The following is a 22,690-nucleotide window of genomic DNA, read 5'->3' on the forward strand; positions in this document are numbered from 1 at the left end:
GTCAATGGAATCGCCCGACGAGAAAGGTGCCAGGCGGCCGGGAACCACCCGGTGCCGTGCCAACATAATCGCAGATCCAGCGCCTGGATACGCTTGCAATGCGAAGTTTCCCCAGTGTTCAACGGGGATGTACGAGATCATTCCGCCGATGATTGACAGCGCGTTAACAACGCGCACCGCGCTCTTATGGAACCGGTTAACGCGACCGGCGAATGCGCGTCCGACCGGGACGCGATAAAAAGATTCTGGGCCCTGCCCGGCGCGTGCGCCCGGCAAAGCCCAGAATCGGTCGGGACGGATTGCTAGATCAGGTCCCAGCGCAGCGGCGTGCCCTTCGCGGCGTCGCGGGTGAAGCGGCGGCCCAGCACGTTGCCGATCTCGGCGGGGGGCAGCCCGCCCGCGGGACGGATGGAGCGCACGTTGTCCGCGGTGACCTGGTCGCCCGCGCGCACGTCGGCGGTGACGTAGAGGGAGCGGCGGAAGCGCAGGCCCTCCTGCTCGCTGCCGGTCGGGCCGATCCGGGTGCCGCCCAGCGCCTGCCAGGCCCGCTCGGTCTCGGCGACCAGCGCCGCCAGCTCGCCCGGGTCGAGCGAGAACGCCGAGTCCACCCCGCCGTCGGCGCGGTCGAGCGTCACATGCTTCTCGATGACCGTCGCGCCCAGCGCCACCGCGGCGACCGGCACGCCGATGCCCATGGTGTGGTCGGACAGCCCGACCTGGGTGCCGAACGCCTCGGCCAGCACCGGGATGCGGCGCAGGTTGCTGTCCTGCGGCGGCGACGGGTAGGAGGCGGTGCAGGCCAGCAGCACGAGCTGGTCGTTGCCGGCGGCGCGGGCGGTCTGCACCGCGGCGTGGATGTCGCCGACGTCGGCCATACCCGTCGAGATGATCATCGGCTTTCCGGTGCTCGCGGCGAGCCGGATCAGCGGCAGGTCCACCAGCTCCGAAGAGGCGATCTTGTAGGCGGGCGTGCCCAGCGACTCCAGCAGCTCGATCGCGGTGTGGTCGAACGGCGAGGAGAACACCGTCAGGCCCCGCTCGCGGGCTCGCTCGAAGATCACCGGGTGCCACTCGTACGGCGTGTGCGCCCGCTGGAAGAGCGCGTACAGGTTCTCCCCGCCCCACAGGCCGTGCTCGTCGGAGATGCGGAACGCGGGCGCGTCCACGTCGATGGTGATCGTGTCGGGGGTGTACGTCTGCAGCTTGAGCGCCTGGGCCCCGCTGGCCGCGACCGCGTCCACGATCTGCAGCGCCCGGTCGAGCGAGCCGTTGTGGTTGCCGGACATCTCCGCGATGACGAAGGGCCGGTGCTCCGGCCCGACGAGGTGATCACCGATCTTGATGGTGGGCATGCGCCGCACTCCGTTCCTGGTCGCCGTCGGTCAATCCCTCGGCCGGTCGCGCAGGGCGGGCCGGCCGGGACGCACCGGCGGTGAATCGGCGGCCGCGCCGGTCGGCGGCGGCCAGCTCCGTCCACACGACCTCCTGCGGGACGCCGTCGATCACGCACTCGTAGCGCCGGGTGGCGATGAAGCCGAACCTGCGGTGCAGCTGCAGCACGGGGGTGTTCCAGGCCAGCGTCTCGCCGCCCAGCCGGTCGAAGCCGAGCGCGTCGAAGGCGAAGTCGACCGCCTCCCGCTCCATCTCCAGCCAGGCCGGCAGCAGCTCACCGCGCGCGGTGAGGCCGTCCACGTCGAGGTAGAAGCCCCAGACCACGCCCCGCTCCTGCGCCCGGCGGGCGTCGAACATGACCACCCCGGCGGGGTGCTCCTGCCACTCGAAGATCATCACGTGGCGCAGCGGGTCGACGGCGACCGTCGCCCACCAGGCCGCATGCTCGGTGGGCGTGATCTCGTGCGTGGTCAGGCTGGCCCGGCGGACCTGGGGGTGGTTGCGCCAGCGCAGCACCACGTCGCGATCGGCAGGTGACGCGTAACGGAGCACGCGGACACCCTACCCAGCACAAACGCCCTCAGAAGGCACGTTGGGAAACGTTCACCGGGTGTTCGCCGGCTCGCCGAGGAACACCCGGCGCACCACCCGCTCGGCGGCGTGCCCGTCCTCCCAGGCGCAGAAGCGCTCCCGGAACGCGCGGCGCAGCGCGGCGTCCCCGGCCTGACCGCCGTCGCGCAGCAGCGCCACCAGCTCGTCGAACCCGCGCACCACCGGGCCGGGCGGCTGCGCCACCACGTCGAGCACCACGCCGCGCTGCCGCCGGTACTCCGCCCAGTCGGGGGTGTAGAGCACGATCGGCCGGTCCAGCACCGCGAAGTCGAAGATCGCCGACGAGTAGTCGCTGACCAGCACGTCGGCGGCGAGGTAGAGGTCCTCCACCACCGGGTGGTCGAACACGTCGCGCACCTGCTCGCCGGCCGGGAAGCGGTCGTCGGTCAGGTAGTGCCCGCGCACCAGCACCAGGCCGCGGGGCCCCAGCGCGTCGGCCACCCGCTGCGGGTCGAACACCGGCAGCGCCATCGGCTCCGGCCGGAACGTCGGCGCGTAGAGCACCACGATCCGGTCCGCCGCGATGCCCAGCGCCGCCCGCGCCGCCGCGGCCTGCTCCGCGCCCGCCAGCGCCAGCCGGTCGTTGCGCGGATACCCGGTCTCCAGCGCCTCGAAGCGGCACGGGTACGACCGCTCCCACATCTGCGTGCTGAACGGGTTCGCGCTGACGCTGAAGTCCCACGCGTCGCAACGGCGCAGCATCGCCGCGTAGTCCAGGTCCGCCCCGGCCGGGAAGTACTGCTGGTCCAGGCCCATCGTCTTGACCGGCGTGCCGTGGTGGGTCTGCAGGTAGACCTGCCCACGGCGGCGGCGCACGTAGTTGGGGAAGTTCACGTTGTTCACCAGCCAGCGGGCGCGGGCCAGCGCCCGGAACGCGGCACGGCTGCCGTCCACCAGGTGCGGCTCGGTGACCTGGCCGGCGGTCTCCGGCCGGACCAGCCACACCCCGCGCACGTGCGGGGCCAGCCGCCGCGCCTCGTGGTAGACGGCGGCCGGGTTGCAGGCGACCCCGCGATACCAGTACGCGGCGTAGAGGGCGAGCCGGTCGTCGACCGGCAGCAGCCGCTGGAACTCGTAGTAGGCGCGGCCCAGCAGGCCCGACGGCCCGCGGCGCAGCCGCCCGGCGACCTTGGGCACGGCGCCGCGCACCGACCGGCCCAGCGCCGCCGCCCGCCGCCCGAGCCGCGTCACCGAGCGCATCAGCCAGTACGGCGCCCAGGCCCGCCGGGCCACCAGCCGGTAGCGCAGGCCGTCCTTGCCCGGCGGCTCGGCGTACCCGCCGGGCGGCAGGTAGCGGTGGAACATGTCGGCGATGCGCAGGAAGCAGCGCCGGCGCAGCCGCCGGGGCAGCCGGTGGTCGTTGCCGACGACGGTCATGCAGTGCCAGACCATGCGCTCGAAGATCAGCGGCCGGACCGCGTCGGCGCGCTCGCCGAGGCCGTCGACGAGCTGCCAGGCCCGCTCCCAGTGGTCGAACAGCTCGAAGTGCCGGGCGTCCTGGGTGCGGGTGATCGCGCCGACCCGGCGCTGGCGGTAGGAGTAGCAGACCCGCTCCAGCACGCAGATCCGCTCCGCGGCGGCCAGCAGCGGGTACGTCCACGAGACGTCCTCGTACCAGCCGGTGCCGAAGCGCAGGTCCAGCTTGACCAGCAGATCACGCCGCACGATCTTGTTCCACACGGTGTGGATGGTCTTGACCAGCACGGGGCGGGCGGTGATGTCCACGCCGTCCGGGCCGGGCGAGCGGGCGAGCTGGCGGCGCATGCCGCTGCGCCGGCCCTTCCCGATCGGCCAGGTGCGCTCGAAGTCGACGATCAGCACGTCGGGCTGGTCCACCCGCAGCCGGGCGGCGACCGCCGCCAGCGAGCCGGGTTTGAGCGCGTCGTCGCTGTCCACGAACCAGACGTACTCGCCGGTGGCCCGGTCCAGCCCCGCGTTGCGGGCCTCGCCCAGGCCGACGTTGTCCGGCAGGTGCAGCACGGTGACGCGGGGGTCGCGGGCGGCGTACTCGTCGAGGATGGCGCCGCAGTGGTCGGGTGAGCGGTCGTCGACCGCGATCACCTCTACGTCGTCGAAGCCCTGATCGAGGATGGAGTCGAGACATTCCCTGAGGTAGCCCTGCACGCGGTAGGCGGGCAGGACCACGCTCAGGAGAGTCACGTACGAACCAGTCCCTTGTAGGCGTCGAGCGCTTCCTGCACGGTGCCGTCGACGGTCAGCCGACCGGCGTTGATGTACAGACCGCGCGTGCAGAAGCGGGTGAGGTCCCCTTCATTGTGCGACACCAGGACGAGCGTGCGGCCTTCTGCCAGCAGTTTCTCCATCGTGCCGTAGCACTTTTTGCGGAACTCGGCGTCGCCGACCGCCATGACCTCGTCCACGAGCAGGATCGGGTGCGACAGCTGCGCGATCACCGCGAAGCCGAGGCGGACCTTCATGCCGGACGAGTAGTGCCGCACCGGCGAGTCGATGGAGCGGGCCACCTGCTCGCCCGCGAAGTCGACGATCTCGTCGAACTTGGCCTTGAGCGTCTTCTGGCTCATCCCGTGCAGCGCGCCGACCAGCATCACGTTCTCGCGGCCGGTCAGGTCGCCGGAGAAGCCCGCCGACAGCTCCAGCAGCGGGGCGACCCGGCCGTGCACCTCGACGGTGCCCTCGTCCGGGATGAGCACGCCCGCGATCATCTTCAGCAGGGTGCTCTTGCCGGTGCCGTTCTTGCCGATGATGCCGACGGCCTCGCCGGGGCGGATGTCGAAGGACAGGTCACGCAGCGGCCAGAAGCTGTCCTCGGCCTTGTTCGGGTCGCGCTTGCTGCCGAAGAACAGCATCTCGCGGACCTGCAGGTTGCGGCGGCGGCCCTTGTTGAAGCGGACCCCGAGGCCGCGGGCGCTGATGATGGGGTCGTGCACGGTCACAGCTCCTTCAGCACCGACGGCTCAAGCTTGCGGAACATCAGCCAGCCGCACAGGAAGATCAGCAGGCTGCCGCCGACCGAGGTGGCCAGCAGGGCCGGCGACGGCCACTCGCCGGCGAACCAGGCCGCGTGGTGCAGCTGGAAGATGCCCACCAGCGGGTTCGCCTGGTAGACGATCTTCACCCACTCCGGCATGTGCGACTCGGTCACCTGGCTCAGCGGGTAGATGATCGGCGCGGCGTAGAACAGGATCCGCAGCGCCAGGCGCATGAACCGCTCGACGTCGCGCAGCATCACGTTCAGCGAGGACAGCATCAGCGAGATGCCGACCAGGAAGATCGCCTGCACGAGGACCGCCAGCGGCAGCGCGTAGAGCGTGTGCCAGCCGAAGTCGGCCTTGAACACGATCGCGCCGATGATCAGGATCGGCAGGCCGGCGACGTACTCGGCGAAGCGGCCGATCACCCGGCCCAGCGGGAAGATCTCGCGCGGCACCTTGATCGTGGTGATCATGCGGGCCTGCGACACGAGCGCGGTCGTCGACTCGCTGATCGCGCTGTTCGCCCACATCCAGGCGAAGATGCCGGACAGGATGAACATGATGTAGTCGGTGCCGCTCATGCCGTCGCGGCCGCCGCCGTACAGCACGCCGAAGATGAAGTAGTAGATCGCCGCCATGGTCAGCGGCTCGATCAGCGACCAAAGGTAGCCGAGCACCGACTGCTGGTACTTGACCGTCAGGTCGCGCTGCACCAGCAGGCGAAGCACGCTGCGATGACTCCACACCGCCGCGATACTCGAGGTCAACCCGGCCTCCCTGCTGCTCACAAGCCAATCCCGATCACGGTAGTCGACAGACGCCGCGGAAACGGGGTCAAAGGGTCCCTACGCCGACCCTCGGGTCGGACGTGGCGGGCACAAGGCTAACAGCGCCCCCGCGCGCTGTGACACCCCGCCGAACGGCTCAACATTCGATCACGTTGACCGCGAGGCCACCGCGCGCGGTCTCCTTGTACTTGATCTTCATGTCAGCGCCGGTCTCCCGCATGGTCTTGATGACTTTGTCGAGGGAGACGAAGTGATTACCGTCACCCCGCATCGCCATCCGGGCGGCGGTGATCGCCTTCACGCTCGCCACGGCGTTGCGCTCGATGCACGGGATCTGCACCAGGCCGCCGACCGGGTCGCAGGTCAGCCCCAGGTTGTGCTCCATCGCGATCTCCGCGGCGTTCTCCACCTGGGCGGGCGTGCCGCCGAGCACCTCGGCCAGGCCCGCGGCCGCCATCGAGCAGGCCGAGCCGACCTCGCCCTGGCAGCCGACCTCCGCGCCGGAGATCGAGGCGTTCTCCTTGAACAACACGCCGACGGCGGCCGCGGTGAGTAGGAAGCGCACCACCCCGTCCTCGTTCGCGCCGGGCACGAACCGGGCGTAGTAGTGCAGCACCGCGGGCACGATCCCGGCCGCGCCGTTGGTCGGCGCGGTGACCACCCGGCCGCCGGCGGCGTTCTCCTCGTTCACCGCCAGCGCGAACAGTGTGATCCAGTCCATGACCCGCAGCGGGTCGGTCGCGTAGTGCTCCTTGGACAGGGTGCGCTGCAGCTCGGCCGCGCGGCGGCGCACCTTCAGGCCGCCCGGCAGGGTGCCCTCGTTGGTGCAGCCGGCCTCGACGCAGTCCTGCATGACCTGCCAGATGCGCAGCAGCCCGGCCCGCACGTCGGCCTCCGAGCGCCAGGACAGCTCGTTGGCCAGCACGATGTCGCTGATCCGCAGGCCGGTGTCCCGGGTCAGCGCCAGCAGCTCCGCGCCGGTGCGGTACGGGAAGCGCACCACGGTGTCGTCGGGCTTGATCCGGTCGGCGCCGGCGGCGTTCTCGTCCACCACGAAACCGCCGCCCACCGAGTAGTACGTGCGCTCGCGCACGCAGCCGCCCGCGGCGTCGAAGGCCGCGAACGTCATCCCGTTGGGGTGGTACGGCAGCGAGCGGCGGCGGTGCAGGGTCAGCTCGAAGGCGGCGTCCTGCACGCCCAGCAGGCACACCCGGCCGGCGTCCTTGATCGCGGCGAAGCGGGCGTCGGCGGTGGCGGTGTCGACCGTCTCCGGATCGTCGCCGGCCAGGCCGAGCAGGACCGCCTTGTCACTGCCGTGGCCGTGCCCGGTCGCGCCCAGCGAGCCGAACAGCTCCGCGCGCACCGAGACGACCTCGTGCAGCGTGCCGTCCGCTTTCAGCCCGGATGCGAAGATATGCGCCGCGCGCATCGGCCCGACCGTGTGCGAGCTCGACGGCCCGATACCGATCTTGAACAGGTCGAAGACGCTGATCACTGACATCCCCCTCATCGCGGACGTGCAAGCTTAGCCCCTGTGCGATGGGGGGTGACCCGGGCTGCCGCGATGCGCCGGTGCACCCGCGGCGTCACCGGACGCCACGGGTGCACCGGCCCGGCTAGTCGCCGGTGAAGACCACGGTGACGCTGGTGTAGCCCAGCGAGCGGAGCATGCCCTCCAGGGTCTTGCGGGTGTTCTCCTCGGCCCGGTCGACCAGCGTGCTCTTGGCGCCCGCCTCGGCGAGCTTCTGCTCGGCCACCTTCAGCGTCTCCTGCTGCCGGTTCGGGTCGCCGCCGAAGAAGTCGCCGACCCGGTTGATCAGGCCGCGGTCCTCGGCGTAGACGTAGCTGCGGTCGATGTCGAGCTTCGGCTCGGCGAGCTGCGGCGACGGCAGGGTGATGGTGACCGACTTGCGGTCGGCCGACTCGACGATCGCGCCGTCGGACAGGCTGCCGAAGTCGACGTACGCCTCGACGCTGCCGGACGCGACGAACAGGGTGCGCTGGTTGAGCAGCCAGTCGGGGATGAAGCGCCGGTCCTCCTTGAGGTCGATGATCACCTCGTAGTTGCCCTCGGCCGCGACGAACCGGCTCAGATCCTTGATCGACAGCAGCAGCGGCGGCTGGCTGTTGTCCGTGGTCTCCACCGCGAACGGGTTGCGCCACTTCGGCAGCAGCCCCGCCAGGTTGAGGCTGGCCACGGCGCCACCGAGCACGGCGAGTACGAGCACGGTGAGCAGGAGGCGGCGTCCCCAGCGCGGGCGCGGGGCGGGGTGCTCGTCGAGGTCGTCGTCCTCCGGGCGCTGCCGGGGCAGCGGCTCGGTCGGCTTGGCCCGGCCGGCCGCGTACTGCGGCGAGCTGACCTCGGGCAGGTTGCGAGTCGGTTCGTCAGCGGCGCCCATGGCGTCCTCCCCTGGCCGGTGCGGTGGTGCCCTCGTGGCTGTGATGCCCTCGTGGCTGTGGTGCCCTCGTGGCTGCGGTGCCCTGTGGGGCTGCCGTCCATTGTCTTACCCCACCCCGACAACAGGGAACCTCGCATGTCAGACGGCCCCTTGATGATCGCCGTTCATGTTCGGTCGCACCTGCGGTAACCTGCGATCAGCCCTCTTGTTGCGCCACACCCCCCATGGAGCACGCGTGCGCCCCTCTGTCGACGAGATCAGGACCCGGACCTACAAGGCACGGGACGCCTGGTGGACAGTGCTGCTGGTCGACCCGGTCGCCGTCCACCTGGTCCGGCTCATCGCGCCGTACCGGTGGATCACCCCCAACAAGATCACCACGACGGCCTTCCTGTTCGGCTGCGGCGCGGCGTACGGCTTCTCGACGCTGACCGCGACCGGCCTGCTGGTGGGCGCGCTGCTGTTCCACATCAGCTTCATCCTGGACTGCATCGACGGCAAGATCGCCCGGCTGAACGGCACCGGCTCGATGTTCGGCTCGTGGCTCGACTACGTCTTCGACCGGCTGCGCGTGCTGGCCTGCTCGCTGGCGCTGTTCATCGCCGCGTACGCGCTCACCGACAACCTGTGGTTCCTCGCCGCCGGGTTCGCGGTCAACTTCATGGACATGTTCCGCTACCTGAACGCGCTGCAGGTCTACCGGGTGAACACCGAGACCCGCGAGAAGCTCGAGGCCGCGCGCGCGGCGGCGGGCATCGTGGTCGCAGTGGACCCGGCCAACCCGGACGAGGCCGCGGCGAACGCGGGCGACCGCTCCATGCTGGTGCTCGGCGGCGGCGAGAGCAACAAGGCGATCAGTGCCTTCATGCGCTTCCGCACCCGGCTGCGCGCCGGCCGCATCCGCCCGCACCTGGTCAGCGGCATCGAGTACCAGATGTTCGTCTTCATCGTCGGCCCGATCGCGGCCGCGCTCGCCGGCACCGTGGACGCGCTGCTCTGGGTCACCGCGATCTCGACCGGCCTGATGGTCCTGTTCGAGCTGGCCATCATCTACATGCTGTACCGCTCGACCACCGGCGCCGCGCGCCAGATCAAGTCGCTGCAGGCGCAGGCCGAGGCCCGCATCCCGGCCCCACGCTCCGGCGAGCCGGCCACCGTGGCGGCGCACTGATCCCCTTTTCACGAGCGAAGCGCCGGCCGTGCTGCGGGAGCAGCGGGACCGGCGCTTCGCTCATGAGAGGTCGGCGGCTCAGCCGAAGGCGGCCAGGCCGGTGAGGCGCTGGCCCAGCACCAGCTGGTGGATCTCCGAGGTGCCCTCGTAGGTCAGCACGCTCTCCAGGTTGTTGGCGTGGCGCAGCACCGGGTACTCCCCGGAGACGCCGTTCGCGCCGAGGATGGTGCGGCACTGCCGGGCGATGGCGATCGCCTCGCGGACGTTGTTGAGCTTGCCCGCGCTGACCATCTCCGGGCGCAGCGCGCCCCGGTCCGCCGTGCGGCCCAGGTGCAGCGCCAGCAGGAAGCCCTTCTGCAGCTCCAGCGCCATGTCGGCGAGCTTGGCCTGGGTCAGCTGGAACCCGGCGATCGGCTTGCCGAACTGGGTGCGGGTGGTCGCGTAGTCCAGTGCCGTGTGCAGGCAGTCGCGCGCCGCCCCCAGCGCGCCCCAGACGATGCCGTAGCGGGCCTCGGTGAGGCAGCTCAGCGGCGCGCGCAGGCCCTCCGCAGCCGGGAGCTGGGCGTCCGCCGGCAGGCGCACCTCGTCCAGCGTGATCTCACCCGTGGAGCTGGCCCGCAGCGACAGCTTCCCGGTGATCTCCCGAGCGGTCACGCCGGGCGCGTCCATCGGCACCGCGAAGCCGCGTACGCCGTCGTCCGTGCGCGCCCAGATCACGGCGACGTCGGCGACCGGCGCGTTGGTGATCCACATCTTGCCCCCGTGCAGCACCCAGCCGTCGCCGTCGCGGCGCGCGCGGGTGGCCATGGCGGCCGGGTCGGAGCCGTGGTCGGGCTCGGTCAGGCCGAAGCAGCCGATCAGCTCGCCCTTGGCCATGCCGGGCAGCCAGCGCTGCTTCTGCTCCTCGGAGCCGTACTTCCAGATCGCGTACATGGCCAGCGAGCCCTGCACGCTCACCAGCGAGCGCACGCCCGAGTCGGCCGCCTCCAGCTCCATGCAGGCCAGCCCGTAGGCCACCGCGGAGGAGCCGGCGCAGCCGTACCCCGACAGGTGCATGCCGAGCAGGCCGAGCGCGCCGAAGTCCCGGGCGAGCTCGCGCACCGGGGCGTGGCCGGACTCGTACCAGCCGGCCACGTGCGGACGTACCTTGTCGTCGACCAGGCGCCGGACCACGGCGCGGATCTCCCGCTCCTCGTCGGTGAGCAGCGAATCCAGGTCGAGCAGGTCGAGAGGAAGCACCGGAGTCGTCACGCGCCCACCTTAACGGCGACTAAGCGACCCATGCATCCGGAGCGGCCCATGCATCCGGCCGCCAGGGCCGGATGCCGCGTCCGCCGGAGGCGGACGCCGGCAGCTCAGCTCAACTGAGCACCAGCACGCGGGCGTGGATCTGGTGGCGCTGCTGCAGCGCGGCGCGCAGCGCCCGGTGCAGGCCGTCCTCCAGATACAGCTCGCCCTCCCACTGCACCACGTGCGGGAACAGGTCGCCGTAGAACGTCGAGTCGTCCGCCAGCACCCGGTCCAGCGCCATCTCCAGCTTGATCGTAACGAGCTGGTTGAGCGAAACCTGCCGCGGCGGGATCTCCGCCCATTGCTTGAGGGTGTACCCGTGTTCGGGGTACGGCCGCCCGTCGCGCACCGCCTTGAAGATCACGCTCTGCCCTCCCCTCTGAAACCGAGTGCGCCCAGACTAACCGTCGGCGGCGAGCACCGGCGCACCCGCCGACGGCCCGTCCCGATCCACGGTGCCCGACCAGCGGCCGCGGTGGACCACCTCGTCGAGTGACCTGCGGCCCCGGCGCAGCGACGCCGAGCGGTGGTCCGGCGCCCGGTAGCCCACGCTCACCGCCCCGATCGGGGTGTACTCGCCCGGCACGTCGAACGCCTGCCGGAACGCGCCGACCCGCTGCGCCGGGACGCCGAAGAAGCACGCGCCCAGGCCCTCGTCCACCGCGGTGAGCAGCATCAGCAGCGCCGCCATGCCGGTGTCGACGTGCCAGTACGGCACCGGCCAGCGCGCCTCGTCGCGGTCGGTCCAGCCCTTGTCGGACTCGGCGTACCGGTCCAGGTAGGCGGACTTGTTCGACAGCGGCACGATGATCAGCGGCGCGGTGCGCATGTTCGCCAGCCAGCGCGACCGGCCCCCGGTCTGCGGCGTCGCCGCGTCCCAGAACAGCTCGCGCTCGGCCGCCGTCTCCAGCACCAGGAACGCCCAGCCCTGCGCGAAGCCCGCCGAGGGCGCGTGCGTGGCGTGCCGCAGGACCCGCTCCACGACCTCGGCCGGCACCGGCCGGTCCGGGTCGTAGTTGCGCACCATCCGGCGCCGGCGCACGACGTCGGCGAACTCCACGCTCAGGCCCCCAGCTGGGGGCGGATGCCCCAGGTGCCGGTCCAGGTCTGCTGCGGGGCGAGCTCGATCAGATCGCGGCCGGAGCGCATCGCGTCGGGCGGGCAGGTCATCGGCTCGATCGCGACCGCGCGGCGGTGCCGCTCGCCGGTCAGCGTGTGCGCGGTGAACAGCTGCCACCAGTGGAACTTCTCGTCGGCCCAGACGTGCACCGCGCGCCCGTCCGGCGCGACCACGCTGACCGTCGAGCCGCCGGTCTCGTCGCGGACCAGGTCACCGAAGGCGGTGTCCAGCTCCAGCGCGCCGATGCGGCGCGGCTCGGTGAAGTCGAACTCGCCACCGGCGACCTTGGCCGCGCCGATCGGCAGCATCCGGCCGTCGACCAGCAGCCGGGTGCGGGCGGGCACGGTCAGCGTCAGCTCGTCCACCGCGAAGTCCGGGACGCGCAGGTAGGGGTGCGTGCCCAGGCCGAACGGCGCCGGGTCGGCGGAACGGTTCACCACGCTGTGGGTGACGGTCAGGCCCTCGTCGCCGAGCACGTACTCGACCTGCAGGCTCAGCCGCCACGGGTAGCCGAGCTGCGGCTCCAGCCCGCACTCCAGCGTGATGGCCGCGTCGTCGCGGCTCACCACCTGCCACGGCAGCCAGCGGACCAGGCCGTGGATGGCGTTGTGCAGCGGCGGCTCGCTCAGCGGCAGCTGGTGGGCCTGCCCGCCGAAGCGGTAGTGCCCGTCGCGGATCCGGTTGGGCCAGGGCATCAGCAGCTGGCCGGCGCCGGCCGGGCACAGCTCGTCCTCGGCGTACCCGTCCAGGATCTCCGTCCCGCCCACCGAGTAGCTGCGCAGACCGCCGCCGACCTCGACGACGGTCGCGGTCTGGACGCCGCGCGCAAGCGTCCACTGGGTGCCGGATGGGCGAAAATCAGTCACGACCCCGCACCCTACATTGCTTTTCTACGGCGCGAGGCGCTCCACGATCCACCTGTCCGCACCGGTCTGGGCGGTCCTGCGGAAACGGAGCCGGTCGTGCAGCCGGCTGACCCTGCCCTGCCAGAACTCCACCGTCTCCGGCTCCACCCGCAGGCCGCCCCAGTGCTCGGGCAGCGGCACCTCCGCCTCCGCCGGGAAGGACTGCTCGGCACGGGCGTACGCCTCCTCCAGCGCCCGCCGGTCGGGCAGCACCGACGACTGCGCGCTGGCCCACGCGCCCAGCTGCGCTCCGCGCGGCCGGACCCGGAAGTACTCCTCGCTCACGTGCTGGTCCACCGGCGCGATCCGGCCGCAGACCACCACCTGGCGGCCCATCGCGAACCACGGGAAGAGCAGGCTGGCGTACGGGTTCGCGAGCGCCTCGCGGCCCTTGCGCGAGTCGTAGTTGGTGAAGAACACGAACCCGCGCTCGTCGTACCCCTTGAGCAGGACGGTGCGGGAGCTGGGCCGGCCGGCCGCGTCCGCGGTCGACACGATCATCGCGTTCGGCTCGGGCAGGCCGGCCGCGACCGCCTCGGCGAACCACCGGCCGAACTGGGTCGGCCAGTCCGCCGCGAGGTGCTCCTCGACCAGCGGCTCCTCCCGGACGGCGGGGCGGTGCGGCGCGGCGGACTCGTACTCGCGCCGCATCCGGGCCAGATCGGGGGTGCCGGGGTGCCCGTGGCTCAAGGTGTGCTCCAACTCACGTAGTCATCCTGACGTACTGCTCGCCAGCAGCGGAAATCCTGCCGCGCGCGGGGGCCGGGAACGTGGATTCCGCACCCTCGCGCCGCCCGCGCGGGAAGATGTGGCTTCGGCCGCATGCGGGGCGGGTCGCCAAACGGTTACCCGCGGGGCAAGATGTTGCTCGAACTGAACCTAACCTCAGGTCACCAGATCGGGAGAACGAGATGTCCGACTTCAAGCCGGGCCTGGAGGGCGTGATCGCCTTCGAGACCGAGATCGCCGAGCCCGACAAAGAGGGCGGCTCGCTGCGCTACCGGGGCGTCGACATCGAGGATCTGATCGGCCAGATCTCCTTCGGCAACGTCTGGGCGCTGCTGGTCGACGGCAAGTTCGGCCCCGGTCTGCCGCCGGCGGAGCCGTTCCCGGTGCCGGTGCACTCCGGCGACATCCGCGTCGACGTGCAGTCCGCGGTGGCCATGCTCGCGCCGTACTGGGGCCTCGGCCAGCTCCTCGACATCTCCGACGAGCAGGCCCGCGAGGACCTCGCCCGGGTGTCGGTGACCGCGCTGTCCTTCGTCGCCCAGTCCGCCCGCGGCCTCGGCCTGCCCGCCGTGCCGCAGAAGGAGATCGACAAGGCGCAGACCATCGTCGAGCGCTTCATGAAGCGCTGGCGCGGCGAGCCCGACCCGCGGCACGTCAAGGCCGTCGACGCGTACTTCATCTCCGCCGCCGAGCACGGCCTGAACGCCTCCACGTTCACCGCCCGCATCGTCGCCTCCACCGGCGCCGACGCCGCGGCCTGCATCTCCTCCGGCATCGGCGCGCTGTCCGGCCCGCTGCACGGCGGCGCGCCGTCCCGCGTGCTGCACATGATCGAGGCCGTGGAGCGCTCCGGCGACGCGGAGGGCTACGTCAAGGGCGTGCTCGACCGCGGCGAGCGGCTGATGGGCTTCGGCCACCGCGTCTACCGCGCCGAGGACCCGCGCGCCCGCGTGCTGCGCCGCACCGCCAAGGAGCTGGGCGCGGCCCGCTACGAGGTCGCCGAGGCGCTGGAGAAGGCCGCCCTGGCCGAGCTGCGCGCCCGCCGCCCCGACCGGGTGCTGGAGACCAACGTCGAGTTCTGGTCCGCGGTGGTGCTGGACTTCGCCGAGGTGCCCGCGCACATGTTCACCTCGATGTTCACCTGCGCCCGGGTGGCCGGCTGGTCCGCGCACATCCTGGAGCAGAAGAAGCTGGGCCGCATCGTGCGCCCGTCGGCCCGCTACATCGGCCCCGGCACCCGCAAGCCCTCCGACGTCGAGGGCTGGGACAGCATCTCGCACAGCTGACCCGCACGACTTCCGCCGAAGGGCGCCCGCACCGCGCGGGCGCCCTTCGCCGTCTGCCGGGGCCGACACCCCACCCCCTGGCGACTTTGCTCTGCACACAAATACGCGCACGCCTGCCCGCCTGCGATCCGGATGACCTGTGGGTGCTCGGACGACGACAGCTCATCCGGATCCGCATGTGGTGTGCAGCGGCGTGGCGGTGCGTATTTGTGTGCAGAGCAAAGTCGGGCGGAGGTGGGTGGGTCGGGTGGGCCGCACCGGCTCACGAGGGCCGCGGCGCGGAGGTGAGGACCGTCACGGGGGAGAGGGTGGGACGGCGGCGGGAGGTGGGTCGTTGACGTGGGAGAATGCGGCATACGGCAGCGTCGCCGGGACCGCTGAAATCTCGCACGTACTGACACGCCTGAAGGACTGATGTCATGGCCGAGACGCCGATCACCATCCCCGCCGAGCTCCTGCCCGCAGACGGCCGGTTCTGCTGCGGCCCGTCCAAGGTCCGGCCCCAGGCGGTGGAGGCGCTCAGCTCGGTCGCCGGCTCCTTCCTCGGCACCTCGCACCGGCAGAAGACGGTGAAGAACCAGGTCGCCCGGTTCCGCCAGGGCCTGGCGGACTTCTTCGGCCTGCCCGAGGGCTACGAGGTGATCATCGGCAACGGCGGCACCACCGCGTTCTGGGAGGTGGCCGCGTTCTCGCTGATCAAGGATCGGGCGCAGTTCGCCACCTTCGGCGAGTTCGGCGCGAAGTTCGCCAAGGCCGTCAAGGACGCCCCGTTCCTGGGTGCGCCGACCGTCCACAAGGGCGAGCCGGGCAGCGCCGCGTTCCTGGTCGCCGAGGAGGGCGTGGACGCGTACGGCATCCCGCAGAACGAGACGTCGACCGGTGTCGCGGTGCCCGTGGCCCGGGTCGAGGGCGCCGACGCGGGGGCGCTGATCCTGCACGACGCCACCTCGGCGGCGGGCGGCCTGCCGGTCGACCTGACCCAGAGCGACGTGTACTACTTCGCCCCGCAGAAGTGCTTCGCCTCGGACGGCGGCCTGTGGATCGCGATCCTCTCGCCGGCCGCCATCGCGCGCGCCGAGGAGATCAAGGCGGGCGGCCGCTACATCCCGGCCTTCCTCGACCTGGTCACCGCCATCGAGAACTCGCGGCTGGAGCAGACCCTGAACACCCCGGCGCTGGCCACGGTGTTCCTGGCCGCCGAGCAGACGGACTGGATGAACGCGCAGGGCGGCCTGGCCTGGGCGACCCAGCGCACCGCGGAGAGCGCCGAGATCATCTACCGCTGGGCGGAGAAGTCACCGGTGGCGACGCCGTTCGTGACCGACCCGGGGCTGCGCTCCAACGTGGTCGCCACGATCGACTTCACCGACGACGTGGACGCCGCCGCGATCGCCAAGACGCTGCGCGCCAACGGCGTCGTCGACACCGAGCCCTACCGCAAGCTCGGCCGCAACCAGCTGCGCGTCGCGCTCTACCCGGCGATCGACCCGGCGGACGTGCAGGCGCTGACGGCGAGCATCGACTACGTCATCGAGCAGCTGTAGACCGATTCGCGCAAGTGATGCGGCGGGGCCCGTAGGGTCCCGCCGCTTTTTGCTGCGTACCCCCGCTGGGTCGTGGTTTTTCGGCGCATAAGCGTGTAGACCGCTACAGGGCTGGGCAACTGCTACGGAGCGAGCCCGCCCGAACAGCGCAGGGGGATCCTCCGGTGACCACGCAGCACGACGCGACCACACCGCACGCCGCACGCGGCCCGGTCCGGCCCGGTGGCCGGGGCGCCCAGGCCCCGGCCGGCACCCGACCCGCCGCCCCGGGAGCGCCGGACGGCCCGCACGCGCGCACCGTGCGGGTGGTCACGCCACCTGCGGAGGCCCGGCGCGCCCCGACGCTGCCCGGCCACGCGCCGCCCCTGAACACCCCGGTCTCCCCGACCGCTCCCGTCGACGCGCCGGCCTCCCCGGCTGCTCCGGTCGACGGGCCCGTCTCCCCCGCGGTGCCCGCCACCGTCCGCGCCGCGGCACCAGGACTGGCCGCACCGGCCTCCGGCACCGCGCCCGCCGCCGCCCCGGCGCCGCAGCGGACGACGCGGGAGGCGGACGGTCAGGCGGTCGGGGAGCGCAAGCCGCGTGAGTCGCGGCTGCTGGTCCTCGACGGGCTGCGGCTGGCCGCCGCGCTGCTGGTGGTGGCGCACCATCTGGTACGCGGCCCGTGGGGCGCCGAGCCCGGCAGCCTGTTCGGCCCGCTGGCGGCCGTCGCCTCCTACGGCTGGCTCGGGGTGAACCTGTTCTTCCTCGTCAGCGGCTTCGTGATCTGCCTGAGCAGCTGGGGGCGCAGCCTCGGCGAGTTCGCGGTGTCCCGGGTGGTGCGGCTGTTCCCGGCGTACTGGCTCGGCGTCGTGCTGACCACGGCCGTGCTGGCCGCGTGGCCGGTGCTGCGCGGGCCGCTGCCTGCGCCCGAGTCGCTGGTCAACCTGACCATGCTGCAGAGCGGGCTGGGCGTGACCGACCAGGACTGGTCGTACTGGTCGCTCGGCGCGGAGCTGCGCTTCTACCTGCTGTTCGCGGTCGTGGTGTGGCTCGGGGTGACCTACCGGCGCGTCGTGTACTTCTGCGCGCTGTGGACGGTCGTCGCCGCGTTCTCCTCCACCTGGGACCTGCGCTGGGTGGACAACATGATCGTGCCGGAGTTCGCGCCGTACTTCGTCGCGGGCACGGCGCTGTTCCTGGTGCACCGGTTCGGCGGCAACCTGCTGCTGTGGGGCCTGGTCGGGGTGAACTGGCTGCTGGCACTGTACCGGCTGGCCAGCTACCCGGCGCTGGAGCACTTCCACCTGAGCTGGTGGAGCGTGGCGGCGGCGGTGACCGGCTGCTTCGCGCTGATGACCGCGATCGCGCTCGGCGCGTTCGCCCGCGTGGGCGGGCGGTGGCTGGTGACGGCCGGCTGCCTGACCTACCCGCTCTACCTGATCCACCAGGCCATCGGCCAGACGCTGATCCTGGGCCTGCGCGAGCATGTGCCGCACTGGCTCCTGCTGGCCGGGATCGTGGCGGTGATGCTCGGCGCGGCCTGGCTCATCCACCGCTACGTCGAGCGCCCGGCCGGCCGGCGGCTCCGGAGCGGCCTGAACGCCTCCCTCGCGGCGGTCCGCAAAGGATGACATATAACGCGACACGAATGTGAGCGTGTCGTCAGACTCGGCGTGGCGGGTGCGCGGGTGTGGCATCAACGCGTACGGTGTTCTCTTGGGAACGTCATACCGTGGCCGGGCACTCCCCCCGGCAGCCCCGGTATGGACCGGCACAGGGGACGGAGGTCAGCGATGCGACCCGTAAGGTTCGTCGCCCTCTCCGAAGACGGCCAGGCGCTCGTCCTCGCGGACGAGGTCGGTCGTCTGCTCGCGCTGCCCATCGACGATCGCGTCACCTCGGCGACGCACCCCGACCGCGGCTCCGGCGCGCACACGGTGACCATCGCCGCGGTGCCGTTCGACCACGCCACGGTGCTGTCCCCGCGGGACATCCAGTCGCGCATCCGCTCCGGCGAGAGCGCCGACGACGTCGCGCGCATCGCGGGCGTCCCGGTGGACCGGGTGCTGCGCTACGCCGGGCCGGTGCTGCAGGAGCGGGCCATGCTGGCCCAGCACGCGCGCCGCACCCGGCTGAAGAACTCCGACAAGGGCGCGACCCTCGCCGACGTCGTCGACGGCCGGCTGGCCCAGCACGGCATCGACACGGAGAAGATCTCCTGGGATGCGTACCGGCGCGACGACGGCACCTGGCGCGTCGTGGCGACCTGGCCCTCGGGCAAGGCCACCGCGCAGGCGATCTGGGAGCTCGACCGCAACCGCCAGTCGGTCTCCCCGCACGACGACATGGCGCAGTACCTGTGCGCCGAGCGTCCGACCCAGATCCTCGGCCAGGACCCGACCGCCGGGCAGACCCCGGCGCCCAGCCGCAGCGGGCACGGCCTGCCCACGCCGACCGACGCCACGCGCCGTCCCGGCCGCGACCCGATCCGGGCCGGGCGCGACGCGCTCGTCGCGGCGATGGACCGGCCCCTGGGCAGCGGCCCCGGCCGCGGCCTCGACGTGCCCTCGGACACGCCGCGGCAGCGCCCGGCCAGCGCCGTCATCGGCGGGCAGGGCAGCGCGTTCGACGAGGACGCCGACGCGCCGAAGGAAGTGCCCGCGGTGCCGTCGCTGGCCGTGCTGCGCCCGCGCCGCCAGGCCACCGACACCCCGGCCGCCGGCAACGGCGAGAAGCCGCGCAAGCGCCTGCCCAGCTGGGACGACGTCCTCTTCGGCGGCGCACCGGCGGCCCGCGAGAACTGACCCGCCCGGTCCCGGCCGCCTCGATCGAGGCGGCCGTGATCATGTGAACGGGTGATCTCCGGGATAGGGTCGGGTTTCATGGAGTTCACCACTTTGGGCCGCACCGGCCTGACCGTCAGCAGGCTCTGCCTGGGCACCATGAACTTCGGACCGAAGACGTCCGAGCCGGACAGCCACGCCATGATGGACCGCGCGCTGGAGCACGGGATCAACTTCTTCGACACCGCCGACGTGTACGGCTGGAAGCTCGGCGAGGGTGTCACCGAGCAGATCATCGGCCGCTGGTTCGCGCAGGGCGGCGGCCGCCGCGACAAGGTCGTGCTGGCCACCAAGGTGTACGGCAAGATGGGCGACTGGCCCAACGACCAGGGCCTGTCCGCCCGGCACATCGTCAAGGCCGCCGACGCCTCGCTGCGCCGCCTGCAGACCGACTACATCGACCTCTACCAGATGCACCACGTGGACCGTAAGACGCCGTGGGACGAGATCTGGCAGGCGATGGAGACGCTGGTCGCCGCCGGCAAGGTGCTCTACGTCGGATCGTCCAACTTCGCCGGCTGGCACATCGCCGCCGCCCAGGAGGCCGCCAAGCAGCGCCACTTCCTCGGCCTGGTCGCCGAGCAGTGCATCTACAACCTGCTCACCCGGCACGTGGAGCTGGAGGTCCTGCCCGCCGCGCAGCAGTACGGCGTGGGCGTCATCCCGTGGTCGCCGCTGCACGGCGGCCTGCTGAGCGGCGCGATCCGCAAGCTCAAGGACGGCACCGCGGCGCGGGCCGCCGAGGGCCGCGCCGGCGACGCGCTCGCCGAGCACCGGGCCACCATCGAGGCGTACGAGAAGCTGTGCGAGTCCCTCGACGCCGACCCGGCCGACGTGGCGCTCGCCTGGCTGCTCTCTCGCCCCGGCGTCACCGCCCCCATCATCGGCCCGCGCACCGTCGAGCAGCTCGACGCCACCCTCGGCGCCCTCACCGTCACCCTCGACACCGACACCCTCACCCGCCTCGACGAACTCTTCCCGCCCGTAGGCAAGGGCGGCCCCGGCCCCGAAGCCTGGGCCTGGTAACCCCTCCCAAGATCGCGTCGATCTTGCGGGAACTGTGGGTACGACACGCACCATCCGGACAGATGGGCAACAGTTCGCGCAAGATCGACGCGATCTTGGCGGCGGGACGGGCGGGGGGGTCAGAGGGGGTGGTGGGACAGGGGGGTGTAGCGCGGGTGGGGGCCCAGCTCGGAGCGGACCAGGACCAGCTCGGCGACCGGCCAGGCGGGGCCCGCGTACTGCCGCAGGGTCTCGATGTCGGCGGCCAGGGCGGGGCGGGGGACGCGGTCGCCGGGGCGGGCGATGGTGAGGTGCGGGGTGAAGCGCTTGTCGTCGGGGTGCAGGCGGCGGGCGCGCAGCTCGCGGCGGACCGCACGGGTGACGCGGGTCAGGCCGGCCAGGTCGCCGTCGACGCCCGCCCAGAGGACCGTGGAGCGGCCGTGGCCGAACTTGCCGCCGCCCCGGAAGCACAGCTCGCCGACGGGGCCGTCCACGGCGGACACGGCCAGCGTGGCGGCGGTGGCCGACTCGTCGGGGACCTCGCCCAGGAACGCCAGGGTCAGGTGCCAGCGATCCGTCGCGCCGACCCGTGCCCCGGCCCGGCCGACCGCGAGGCCCTGCACCACGGTGGCCAGGTGGTCCACCGCCACGGGCGGCGGGAAGACGGCGACGAACAGGCGCATCAGCCCTCCGTGAGGACCACTCCCGCGGCGATGAGCGCGCCCTCGACCCGGACCCGCTCGATCTGCAGGTCGAGCCCGGCCACCTCGGTCAGGTGCTCGTCGATGCCCAGGCACTGGCACGCGTCGCGCAGCGCCTGGTCGTAGCGGATGTCGTCACGGTCCAGCAGGCGCAGCCGGTCGACGATCTCCTCGAACGGCACCAGCGGCGACCCGGCCGGGGCGGGCTGCGGCAGCCAGTCCGGTGCGAGGCCGACGGCGTTGAGCCGCTGCGCGGCGAACAGGACCATGCTCTCCCGGGCGGCGCCGATGGCGACCCCGGCGACCCGGGCCGCGGCGACCCACGGCGGGCCGGCGGGCGGGGCCGGGGCGAACGCGCGCTCGAGCCGGTCCAGGGTGCGCTGCTCGTGCCACGAGTCGCGGACCTGCCCGGCCCTGCTGCGTACGTGGGTGACCACGTCGTCGGCACAGATCACCGCGGCGATGGCGGCGGGCATCCCGACGAGCGCCATCACTCCGAGAGTGAGCGGAAGAGCGCTTTCGGTCGCCACATCCACCGACCCTATGCCCAATAGTGCTTGCGCCGCCACCTCGATAGTCAAGAGTGATCACCCCCTGTCACGATCGTCGGTCCCGGACGCCCGCCGCCGTCACGCCGCCGCGACGCTCTCGGCGTGCACGACCCGCACGCGTGGCCTGGGCCGGGCCTGGAAGGCCAGCTTGTCGCCCGCGTGGCGCAGCTGCCAGACCAGTGCGGCGACCGCCGCCAGCAGGGACACCGCGCCGCCCAGCCAGATGCTCGCCGCGGCGCCGAAGGTCTCCGCGATCCAGCTGATGATCATCGAGCCGATGGGCGCGGTGCCCAGGAAGATCAGCACGTACAGCGCCATCACCCGGCCCCGGAACGCGCCGTCCACGCCGAGCTGCACCCGCTGGTTGGCGGCCTGCCCCAGGAAGACCGTGCTGAACCCGGTCGGCACCAGCAGCGCCAGCACCAGCCACTTGTACGGCGCGAACCCGACCGCGACCGCGAGCAGGCCGAACGCGACCGCGGCGGCGAGCAGCAGGTACACCGAGGGGCGGCCCTTGCGGGCGGTGCCGGCCAGCGCACCGGCCAGCGAGCCGACCGCGAGCGCGGTGTTGAACAGGCCGAAGGTGGCCGCACCGGTGTCGAACACCGTCTTGGCCAGCAGCGCCAGGGTGAGCTGGAAGTTGTACCCGAACATCGCGATCACGAACATCATCACCATGGGCAGCAGCAGGTCGTGCCGGGTGCGCACGTAGCGCAGGCCGTCGCCCACCCGGGCCTTGTCCCGCTCGGCCAGCGGCGGCAGCTCGGGCCGGTGCAGCTCGGCCGGGTTCATCCGGGCCTGCATGAAGACCGGGGCCACCGCCATGACGGTGCTGACCAGGAAGACGGGGCCGGTGCCGAGCCCGGCGATGGCGACACCGGCCAGGGCCGGGCCGGTGATGCGGGCGGTCTGGAAGGTGGCCGCGGACAGCGACAGCGCGTTGGGCAGCAGCGGCTTGCCGACCAGCTCGGAGACGAAGGCCTGGCGCACGGGGGTCTCGATGGACTGGGCGACGCCGAGCAGCAGCGCGAAGATCAGGATGTGCCAGAGCTGGATGGTGCCGGTGGCGACCAGGATCGCCTGCAGGATGGCCAGCACCGCCCAGGCGCCGTTGGAGATCATCAGCAGGGTGCGCTTGTCGAAGCGGTCGGCGAGGGTGCCCGCGTACAGGGTGAGCAGCATGACCGGCACGAACTGCATCGCGGTGACCAGGCCCAGCGCGGTGGGCGAGTCGTGGGTCAGCTCCAGGACCAGCCAGTCCTGGGCGACGTACATCATCCACACGCCGATCAGCTTGATCAGCTGACCGCCCGCGAAGAGCCGGTAGTTGCGAACCGTCAGGGAACGGAAGGTGGTGCTCAATCGTGCCCGCACGCGGAGTGCGCCTCCTCGGATAGCCTTCGCCGCTCGCCGGCCGG

Annotated in this window: 20 protein-coding genes and 1 pseudogene; 6 read left to right on the plus strand and 15 right to left on the minus strand. The window is 72.0% G+C overall.

The annotated features are described in order from the left end of the window. Positions 1 to 302: 302 nt before the first annotated feature. From pseI to AB0J67_RS04430, 7 genes and pseudogenes are all read right to left on the minus strand, one after another. Complete coding sequence (gene pseI / locus AB0J67_RS04400; RefSeq protein WP_363476130.1) at positions 303 to 1,352, minus strand: pseudaminic acid synthase; 1,050 nt, start codon at positions 1,350 to 1,352, stop codon at positions 303 to 305. Between the two features lie 109 nt (positions 1,353 to 1,461). After that, positions 1,462 to 1,944 (minus strand): annotated as a pseudogene (locus AB0J67_RS04405) (GNAT family N-acetyltransferase); the annotation flags it as partial. A gap of 51 nt (positions 1,945 to 1,995) precedes the next feature. Beyond that, positions 1,996 to 4,164, minus strand: a complete 2,169-nt coding sequence (locus AB0J67_RS04410) for a bifunctional glycosyltransferase family 2 protein/CDP-glycerol:glycerophosphate glycerophosphotransferase (RefSeq protein ID WP_363476132.1) — start codon at positions 4,162 to 4,164, stop codon at positions 1,996 to 1,998. Further along, entirely contained in the window at positions 4,161 to 4,913 is a 753-nt protein-coding gene (locus AB0J67_RS04415) for an ABC transporter ATP-binding protein (protein ID WP_363476134.1), read from the minus strand. The genes AB0J67_RS04410 and AB0J67_RS04415 overlap by 4 nt, the downstream gene beginning before the upstream one ends. Before the next feature lie 2 nt (positions 4,914 to 4,915). Next, positions 4,916 to 5,725 carry an ABC transporter permease gene (locus tag AB0J67_RS04420; RefSeq protein ID WP_363476136.1) on the minus strand — a complete coding sequence of 270 codons (810 nt, stop codon included), beginning with the start codon at positions 5,723 to 5,725 and terminating at the stop codon, positions 4,916 to 4,918. Between the two features lie 157 nt (positions 5,726 to 5,882). Further along, on the minus strand, positions 5,883 to 7,241 hold the full coding sequence (locus AB0J67_RS04425; protein ID WP_363476238.1) for an L-serine ammonia-lyase: 1,359 nt from the start codon (positions 7,239 to 7,241) through the stop codon (positions 5,883 to 5,885). Between the two features lie 121 nt (positions 7,242 to 7,362). Next, positions 7,363 to 8,145, minus strand: coding sequence for a DUF4230 domain-containing protein (locus AB0J67_RS04430; RefSeq protein ID WP_363476138.1), 783 nt, complete (start codon positions 8,143 to 8,145; stop codon positions 7,363 to 7,365). 235 nt (positions 8,146 to 8,380) lie between these two features. Between AB0J67_RS04430 and AB0J67_RS04435 the strand changes: the two genes are divergently transcribed. Continuing rightward, the gene (locus tag AB0J67_RS04435) at positions 8,381 to 9,316 is read left to right on the plus strand and encodes a CDP-alcohol phosphatidyltransferase family protein (protein WP_363476140.1); all 936 of its coding nucleotides are present in this window, start codon (positions 8,381 to 8,383) and stop codon (positions 9,314 to 9,316) included. A 78-nt stretch (positions 9,317 to 9,394) separates the two neighbouring features. Here AB0J67_RS04435 and AB0J67_RS04440 read toward each other — a convergent pair whose 3' ends face one another. The 5 genes from AB0J67_RS04440 to pdxH form a co-directional block, all read right to left on the minus strand. Further along, on the minus strand, positions 9,395 to 10,555 hold the full coding sequence (locus AB0J67_RS04440) for an acyl-CoA dehydrogenase family protein (RefSeq protein WP_363476239.1): 1,161 nt from the start codon (positions 10,553 to 10,555) through the stop codon (positions 9,395 to 9,397). A 121-nt stretch (positions 10,556 to 10,676) separates the two neighbouring features. Continuing rightward, a complete protein-coding gene (locus AB0J67_RS04445) occupies positions 10,677 to 10,970 on the minus strand; it encodes a type II toxin-antitoxin system VapB family antitoxin (protein ID WP_363476141.1) in 294 nt (97 codons plus the stop codon). 36 nt (positions 10,971 to 11,006) lie between these two features. Next, a complete protein-coding gene (locus AB0J67_RS04450; protein WP_363476143.1) occupies positions 11,007 to 11,666 on the minus strand; it encodes a nitroreductase family protein in 660 nt (219 codons plus the stop codon). Between the two features lie 2 nt (positions 11,667 to 11,668). Beyond that, positions 11,669 to 12,592, minus strand: coding sequence for an aldose 1-epimerase family protein (locus tag AB0J67_RS04455; protein ID WP_363476145.1), 924 nt, complete (start codon positions 12,590 to 12,592; stop codon positions 11,669 to 11,671). Positions 12,593 to 12,616: 24 nt separating this feature from the next. Further along, a complete protein-coding gene (pdxH, locus tag AB0J67_RS04460; RefSeq protein ID WP_363476241.1) occupies positions 12,617 to 13,282 on the minus strand; it encodes a pyridoxamine 5'-phosphate oxidase in 666 nt (221 codons plus the stop codon). A 260-nt stretch (positions 13,283 to 13,542) separates the two neighbouring features. Here pdxH and AB0J67_RS04465 point away from each other — a divergent pair, with 260 nt between their 5' ends. From AB0J67_RS04465 to AB0J67_RS04485, 5 genes are all read left to right on the plus strand, one after another. Continuing rightward, entirely contained in the window at positions 13,543 to 14,646 is a 1,104-nt protein-coding gene (locus tag AB0J67_RS04465; RefSeq protein WP_363476147.1) for a citrate synthase 2, read from the plus strand. 419 nt (positions 14,647 to 15,065) lie between these two features. Continuing rightward, positions 15,066 to 16,190, plus strand: a complete 1,125-nt coding sequence (gene serC, locus AB0J67_RS04470) for a phosphoserine transaminase (protein WP_363476149.1) — start codon at positions 15,066 to 15,068, stop codon at positions 16,188 to 16,190. 164 nt (positions 16,191 to 16,354) lie between these two features. Next, positions 16,355 to 17,803 (plus strand): acyltransferase family protein, encoded by a 1,449-nt coding sequence (locus AB0J67_RS04475; protein WP_363476151.1) that lies wholly within the window; start codon positions 16,355 to 16,357, stop codon positions 17,801 to 17,803. Positions 17,804 to 17,965: 162 nt separating this feature from the next. After that, entirely contained in the window at positions 17,966 to 18,976 is a 1,011-nt protein-coding gene (gene sepH / locus AB0J67_RS04480) for a septation protein SepH (protein WP_363476153.1), read from the plus strand. 78 nt (positions 18,977 to 19,054) lie between these two features. Further along, positions 19,055 to 20,041 (plus strand): aldo/keto reductase, encoded by a 987-nt coding sequence (locus AB0J67_RS04485; protein ID WP_363476155.1) that lies wholly within the window; start codon positions 19,055 to 19,057, stop codon positions 20,039 to 20,041. 119 nt (positions 20,042 to 20,160) lie between these two features. Here AB0J67_RS04485 and thpR read toward each other — a convergent pair whose 3' ends face one another. The 3 genes from thpR to AB0J67_RS04500 form a co-directional block, all read right to left on the minus strand. Further along, complete coding sequence (gene thpR / locus AB0J67_RS04490) at positions 20,161 to 20,703, minus strand: RNA 2',3'-cyclic phosphodiesterase (protein WP_363476157.1); 543 nt, start codon at positions 20,701 to 20,703, stop codon at positions 20,161 to 20,163. Next, complete coding sequence (locus AB0J67_RS04495) at positions 20,703 to 21,212, minus strand: hypothetical protein (RefSeq protein ID WP_363476159.1); 510 nt, start codon at positions 21,210 to 21,212, stop codon at positions 20,703 to 20,705. Before AB0J67_RS04495 ends, thpR begins: the two co-directional genes overlap by 1 nt. A 138-nt stretch (positions 21,213 to 21,350) precedes the next feature. Continuing rightward, positions 21,351 to 22,646, minus strand: coding sequence for an MFS transporter (locus AB0J67_RS04500; protein WP_363476161.1), 1,296 nt, complete (start codon positions 22,644 to 22,646; stop codon positions 21,351 to 21,353). Between the last annotated feature and the right edge of the window lie 44 nt (positions 22,647 to 22,690).

Origin of the sequence: Catellatospora sp. NPDC049609 (assembly GCF_040675365.1) — a bacterium.
Taxonomy (GTDB): Bacteria; Actinomycetota; Actinomycetes; order Mycobacteriales; family Micromonosporaceae; genus Catellatospora.

Bases quoted from the DNA above. Each gene is read 5' to 3' on its own strand.
- sepH (WP_363476153.1), top strand. From the start codon at position 17,966: ATGCGACCCGTAAGGTTCGTCGCCCTCTCCGAAGACGGCCAGGCGCTC.
- serC (WP_363476149.1), top strand. From the start codon at position 15,066: ATGGCCGAGACGCCGATCACCATCCCCGCCGAGCTCCTGCCCGCAGAC.
- AB0J67_RS04485 (WP_363476155.1), top strand. From the start codon at position 19,055: ATGGAGTTCACCACTTTGGGCCGCACCGGCCTGACCGTCAGCAGGCTC.
- pdxH (WP_363476241.1), bottom strand. From the start codon at position 13,282: ATGCGGCGCGAGTACGAGTCCGCCGCGCCGCACCGCCCCGCCGTCCGG.
- pseI (WP_363476130.1), bottom strand. From the start codon at position 1,352: ATGCCCACCATCAAGATCGGTGATCACCTCGTCGGGCCGGAGCACCGG.
- AB0J67_RS04465 (WP_363476147.1), top strand. From the start codon at position 13,543: ATGTCCGACTTCAAGCCGGGCCTGGAGGGCGTGATCGCCTTCGAGACC.
- AB0J67_RS04495 (WP_363476159.1), bottom strand. From the start codon at position 21,212: ATGGCGCTCGTCGGGATGCCCGCCGCCATCGCCGCGGTGATCTGTGCC.
- thpR (WP_363476157.1), bottom strand. From the start codon at position 20,703: ATGCGCCTGTTCGTCGCCGTCTTCCCGCCGCCCGTGGCGGTGGACCAC.
- AB0J67_RS04430 (WP_363476138.1), bottom strand. From the start codon at position 8,145: ATGGGCGCCGCTGACGAACCGACTCGCAACCTGCCCGAGGTCAGCTCG.